5 protein-coding genes are annotated in these 5545 nt (G+C 73.6%); 4 read left to right on the top strand and 1 reads right to left on the bottom strand.

Translation table 11 applies throughout. From position 1 onward, the window contains the following. Positions 1 to 71: 71 nt before the first annotated feature. The 3 genes from DY240_RS24525 to DY240_RS24515 are packed head-to-tail and all read left to right on the top strand — an operon-like array spanning position 72 to position 3814. Positions 72 to 713 carry an iron-sulfur cluster assembly protein gene (locus DY240_RS24525; protein WP_119662338.1) on the top strand — a complete coding sequence of 214 codons (642 nt, stop codon included), beginning with the start codon at positions 72 to 74 and terminating at the stop codon, positions 711 to 713. 51 nt (positions 714 to 764) lie between these two features. After that, positions 765 to 1535 carry an IclR family transcriptional regulator gene (locus tag DY240_RS24520; RefSeq protein ID WP_199702326.1) on the top strand — a complete coding sequence of 257 codons (771 nt, stop codon included), beginning with the start codon at positions 765 to 767 and terminating at the stop codon, positions 1533 to 1535. After that, complete coding sequence (locus DY240_RS24515) at positions 1532 to 3814, top strand: FdhF/YdeP family oxidoreductase (RefSeq protein WP_119662336.1); 2283 nt, start codon at positions 1532 to 1534, stop codon at positions 3812 to 3814. Before DY240_RS24520 ends, DY240_RS24515 begins: the two co-directional genes overlap by 4 nt. Here DY240_RS24515 and DY240_RS24510 read toward each other — a convergent pair. Then, entirely contained in the window at positions 3786 to 4469 is a 684-nt protein-coding gene (locus DY240_RS24510; protein ID WP_119662335.1) for a winged helix-turn-helix transcriptional regulator, read from the bottom strand. The two genes, DY240_RS24515 and DY240_RS24510, sit on opposite strands and share 29 nt — an antisense overlap. 66 nt (positions 4470 to 4535) lie before the next feature. On the opposite strand from DY240_RS24510, the gene DY240_RS24505 reads away from it, so the two are divergent. Continuing rightward, positions 4536 to 5393 (top strand): alpha/beta fold hydrolase, encoded by an 858-nt coding sequence (locus DY240_RS24505; RefSeq protein ID WP_119662334.1) that lies wholly within the window; start codon positions 4536 to 4538, stop codon positions 5391 to 5393. The last annotated feature ends 152 nt before the right edge of the window (positions 5394 to 5545 follow it).

Below are 5545 nucleotides of genomic sequence, written 5' to 3'. Positions count from 1 at the left end.
CGTCGCCCGCCGCGAGCCCCCCAGGCGGTGGCGACGCCGCCCGGGCCGGCGGCCACGACGCCGCCGGCCCGGTGCCGGCGATCTGGCGCGCGCTGGACGCCGTCGTCGATCCCGAGCTGGACGAGCCGGTGACGGAGCTGGGCTTCGTCTCCGCGGTGAGCGTCGAGGACGGCGTCGCGCACATCCGGCTGCGGCTGCCGACGTACTTCTGCGCGCCGAACTTCGCCTACCTGATGGTCGCCGACGCCTACGAGGCCGCCCGCGCCGTGCCCGGCGTCGACGCCGTCGACGTGCGGCTGGAGGACCACTTCGCCGCGGACGAGATCAACGACGGCGTCGCGGCCGGCGACGGGTTCGCCGCGGCGTTCCCGGGCCTCGCGGTGTCCGAGCTCGACGAGCTGCGGCTCACGTTCTGGCGCAAGGCGCACGCGGCCGAGCAGGAGCGGGTCGCGTCGCGACTGGCCGGCGACGGCGTCGACGTCGCCCGGGCGCGGCTGCGCGACGTGCCGGACGCCGACCGGCTGCGTCGCCGGCGGGAGCGGCTGGGGCTGCCGGCCGGCGACGACGCGCCGCTGCTGGTCGACGACGACGGCGCGCCGATCGCGGCCGAAGCGCTTCCGCTGCGGCTGCGCCTGGCCCGCACCACCCGGATCAGCATCGAGGGCAACGCCGGATTCTGCCGCGGCCTGCTCAGCACGCGGTACGGCGGTTAGGCTGGGGAAATGGGACGGGCAACGGTGCGGTCCTCGGGAACCATCGCCTCGGTGACGAAGGCGCTGCGGGTCATGGAGGTCGTCGCCGCCGACCCGCGCGGCGTCAGCGCCCGCAGCATCGCCGACGAGCTCGGCCTCGCCCTCCCCACCACCTACCACCTGCTCAGCACGCTGATCGACAGCGGCTACGTCGTCCACCTCGCCAGCGAGCACCGCTACGCGCTCGGCTACGGCGTGCGCCGGCTCGACCGCGGGCTGCACCGGCAGCTCGCGGTCGAGGAGGACGTCGCGGCGGCGGTCCGCGCGCTGCACGTCGAGGCCGACGCCGCCGCCTACTACGCGGTGTTCCGCGAGGCCGGCATCGTCATCGCGCACGTCGCCGACTCCGAGCGGCGCCGCCGGGTGCAGCTGCTCGACGTCGGGTTCGACGAGTCCGCTCACGCCACCGCGTTCGGCAAGGTCATGCTGGCGGGCATGGACCGCGACCAGCTGCACGGCTACCTCGACGGCGCCGGCCTCGCGGCGCTGACCGGTGCCACCATCGTCAAACGCGACCTGCTGGAACGGCACCTGTCGCACGTGCGCGAGGCCAGCGTCGCGCTCGAGATCGGCGAGCTGCAGGCCGGGTTGTCGTGCATGGCGGCGCCGGTCCGCTCCCCCGGCGGCGACGTCATCGGCTCGGTCGCGGTGTCGTTGCCGTCGCCTGAGTTCCAGGCCCGGCGCTGGGACATCGAGCGGGCCGTCCGCACCGGGGCTGGCCGCGTCACGAGGGCGCTCCGGGCTGCACACCGGCGGGCGCCGAGCGCTACCGTCGGTTCATGACCACGCGGGCACCGAAGGACGAACACGACGAGGCCGGTCTGCGGGTGAGCCCGCCGCAGGCCAGCGCCGCCGGCGTGCCCGGCGTCGTGCACGGGCTGAAGGACGTGCTCGAACAGGCCGGCGTCCGCCGCGGTGTGAAGACCCTGCGCGTGCTGAACCAGCAGCACGGGTTCGACTGTCCCGGCTGCGCCTGGCCCGAGCCGGGCAAGCCACACCTGGCGGAGTTCTGCGAGAACGGCGCGAAGGCGGTCGCCGAGGAGGCCACCGTCCGCCGGGTCGACGCCGCGTTCTTCGCCGAGCACTCCATCGCCGACCTGGCCGGGCGCTCCGACCACTGGCTGGGCCAGCAGGGCCGGCTCACCGAGCCGATGCTGCGCGAGGCCGGCGACACTCACTACCGGCCGATCGGCTGGGACCGCGCGTTCGACGTCATCGCCGACGCGCTGCACGGGCTGGCCGGTCCCGACAAGGCCGTCTTCTACACGTCCGGGCGCACCAGCAACGAGGCCGCGTTCCTGTACCAGCTGTTCGCCCGCACGCTCGGCACGAACAACCTGCCGGACTGCTCGAACATGTGTCACGAGTCGTCCGGCGCGGCGCTGTCGGAGACCATCGGCGTCGGCAAGGGCAGCGTCTCGCTCACCGACATCACCGACCACGCCGACCTCATCGTCGTCGTCGGCCAGAATCCGGGCACCAACCACCCGCGCATGCTCACCGCGCTCGAGCAGGCCAAGCGGCGCGGCGCGCGCATCGTCGCCGTCAACCCGCTGCCGGAGGCCGGCCTGCACACCTTCAAGAACCCGCAGACCGTGCGCGGTGTCGTCGGACGCGGCACCCTGCTGTCCGACCACTACCTGCAGATCCGGCTCGGCGGCGACCTCGCGTTCTTCCAGGCGGTCAACCGCATGCTGGTCGACGCCGGCGCCGTCGACCACGCATTCGTCGACCAGTACACGACCGGGTTCGACGACGCCGTCGCGGCCTGGCGGAAGCTCGACTGGGACGACGTCGCGACGGCGACCGGCCTGCCGCGGGAGGCGCTGGAGGCGTTCGTCGAGGAGGTCCGCACCGCCGGCAGCGTCATCGTCTGCTGGGCCATGGGCCTCACGCAGCACAAGAAGGCCGTGCCGACCATCCGCGAGATCGTCAACTTCCTGCTGCTGCGCGGCAACATCGGCCGGCCCGGCGCCGGCGCCTGCCCCGTCCGCGGGCACAGCAACGTGCAGGGCGACCGCACCATGGGCATCTGGGAGAAGCCGCCGGCCGCGTTCCTCGACGCGCTGGAGGCGGAGTTCGGCATCACCGCGCCGCGGCGGCCCGGCCACGACACCGTCGACACCATCCGGGCGATGCGCGACGGCCGGGTCGGCGTGTTCATGGCCATGGGCGGCAACTTCGCCGCGGCCACGCCGGACAGCGAGGTGACGGCGGCCGCGCTGCGGGCGGTGCCGCTGACGGTGCACGTGTCGACGAAGCTCAACCGGTCGCATGCGCTGGCCGGGCAACGCTCGATCATCCTGCCGTGCCTCGGCCGGACGGAGCGCGACGTGCAGGCCGGCGGCGAGCAGTTCGTCACCGTCGAGGACTCCATGAGCGTCGTGCACGCCTCGCGCGGCACGCTGCGGCCCGCGTCCGATCAGCTGCGCAGCGAGGTGGCGATCATCTGCGGCCTGGCGCAGCGGGTGTTCGGGCCGTCCGGGCCGGACGGCATCCCGTGGGCGTCGTTCGCGGCCGACTACTCGGCCGTGCGGGCGCGCATCGCCCGGGTGGTGCCCGGCTTCGACGACTACGAGGAGCGCGTCGCCGTGCCCGGCGGCTTCGTGCTGCCGCACCCGCCGCGCGACTCCCGCTCGTTCCCGACCGCCAGCGGGAAGGCGCAGTTCAGCGTCAACGAGCTGGAGGTGCTGCGGGTCCCGCCGGGCCGGCTGATCCTGCAGACCGTCCGGTCGCACGACCAGTTCAACACCACCATCTACGGCCTCGACGACCGCTACCGCGGCATCCGCGACGGCCGCCGCGTCGTGTTCGTGAACCCGGCCGACCTCGAGGCGCTGGGCATCGCCGACGGCGCCATGGTCGACCTCGTGAGCGAGTGGAGCGATGGCGACCGCCGCGCGTCGTCGTTCCGGGTGGTGGCTTACCCGACGGCGCCGGGCTGCGCGGCCGCGTACTTCCCCGAGACGAACGTGCTGGTGCCGCTGGACCACACCGCCGAGGTGAGCAACACGCCGGCGTCGAAGTCGGTGGTCATCCGGCTGGAGCCGGCCGCGGCCTGATCTTCCGCGGCGCGTCGACCAGCCGCCGCAGGGCGTCGAGGTCGCCGGTCAGCGTCAGACGGCCGGCTGCGACGGCGTCGGCGAGCGGCTCGGCGCCGTCGAGCACCGCCTGCCAGGCCGCCTTGGTCGTCCGCACGACGACGTCCGGCGCCGTGGCCGCCGGACCGCGGGCCAGCTCCGCCAGGCGGCCATCCTCGACCACCAGCCGGTAGACGTCGCGGTCGAGGGCGATCTCGTAGCTCGCGGTCCACGGCGCGTGCGGCGGGCCGTCGCCGTCCCCGCCGAAGAAGGTGCGCAGCCCGAGCATGACGGAGTCGGCGCTGACCTCGCCGGTCAGCGGCAGCACGGGTGAGCGCACGCCCCACCGGGCCAGCGCCTGGAAGACCGGCTCCAGGCCGGCGCCCCACTCAGTCAGCTCGTACACCCGGGCAGCGGCCGGTGGCGGCAGCTCGCGGCGGCGCAGCACTCCGTACTCCTCCAGCTCCTTGAGCCGCTTGGAGAGGACGGCCGGCGTGATGCCCGGCAGCGCCTCCTGCAGGTCGCGGTAGCGGCGCGGGCCGAGCCGCAGCTCACGGACGACGAGCAGCGCCCACCGCTCGCCCACGATGTCGAGCGAGAGGGCGATCGGACAGCCCTCGCCGTAGGTCCGGGTCACTTGCGCCTCCCTTCAAGCTATGGGAAGAATAGTACTCGATATGTTTTCCATAGTGAGGAGCGGACGATGACCGAGCGGATGATCCCGGCCGGCGACGCCCAGCTGTGCGCCGAGGCGTTCGGGTCACCGGACGACCCCGCGATCCTGCTGATCGGCGGTGCGGCGGCCTCGATGGACTACTGGGAGGACGAGTTCTGCGAGCGGATCGCGGCGGCCGGGCGGTACGTCATCCGGTACGACTTCCGCGACACCGGGCGGTCCACCGCGTATCCCGCGGGTGCGCCGGGCTACACGGGCGCGGACCTGGTGACCGACGCGCTGGCCGTGCTCGACGGCTACGGCCTGCCGGCAGCCCACCTCTACGGCATCTCGATGGGCGGCGGCATCGCACAGCAGCTCGGCGTCGAGCACCCGTCACGCGTGCTGACGCTGACCCTGCAGTCGACCAGCCCCGCGGGTCCGGGCGGCCCGGACCGCCCCGACCTGCCGCCCATGTCGCCTCAGCTCGCCGAGCTGTTCGCGTCGGAGGCGCCGCAGCCGGACTGGTCCGACCGCGACACCGCCATCGAGGCGATGATCGACGGACTGCGCCCGTTCGACGGCACCATCGCGCCGGACCTCCCGCACGAGCGCGCGGTCGCGACCCGGATGTACGACCGCACGACCGACGTCGCGGCCAGCCAGACCAACCACTGGATCCTCGAGGGCGGCGAACTGGACCGCGGCAAGCTCTCCGAGATCACCGCGCCGACACTGGTGCTGCACGGGACGGCGGATCCCCTGCTCCCACTCCCGCACGGCGAGGCACTGGCCCGCGAGATCCCCGGCGCGCGCCTGGTCGCGCTGCCCGGCATGGGCCACCAGTACCCGCCACGGGCCGTCTGGGACACGGTCGTCACTGAGGTGGTCGCGCATACCTCGTGAAGCGGCGTTGGTGGGCTCCCCGTCCCCCTGCTGCCCCATTCTCTTGCCGCGAACGGGCGCGTCAAGCGGACTAGGGCGCGTCTCCTTATTGGCGTAGCCAGATGGTGACGGCGGCGAGCACGACGCCTCCGCGATAGGTGAGGGCGAGCTTG

Source organism: Jiangella rhizosphaerae (assembly GCF_003579925.1).
GTDB classification, from domain to species: domain Bacteria; phylum Actinomycetota; class Actinomycetes; order Jiangellales; family Jiangellaceae; genus Jiangella; species Jiangella rhizosphaerae.
Note: the sequence above shows the minus strand (reverse complement) of the source record. Positions and strands in the feature narration are given on the sequence as shown.

What these genes read in the sequence shown, in the direction of transcription:
- DY240_RS24515 (WP_119662336.1), top strand. Translation starts at nt 1,532, where the DNA reads ATGACCACGCGGGCACCGAAGGACGAACACGACGAGGCCGGTCTGCGG.
- DY240_RS24505 (WP_119662334.1), top strand. Translation starts at nt 4,536, where the DNA reads ATGACCGAGCGGATGATCCCGGCCGGCGACGCCCAGCTGTGCGCCGAG.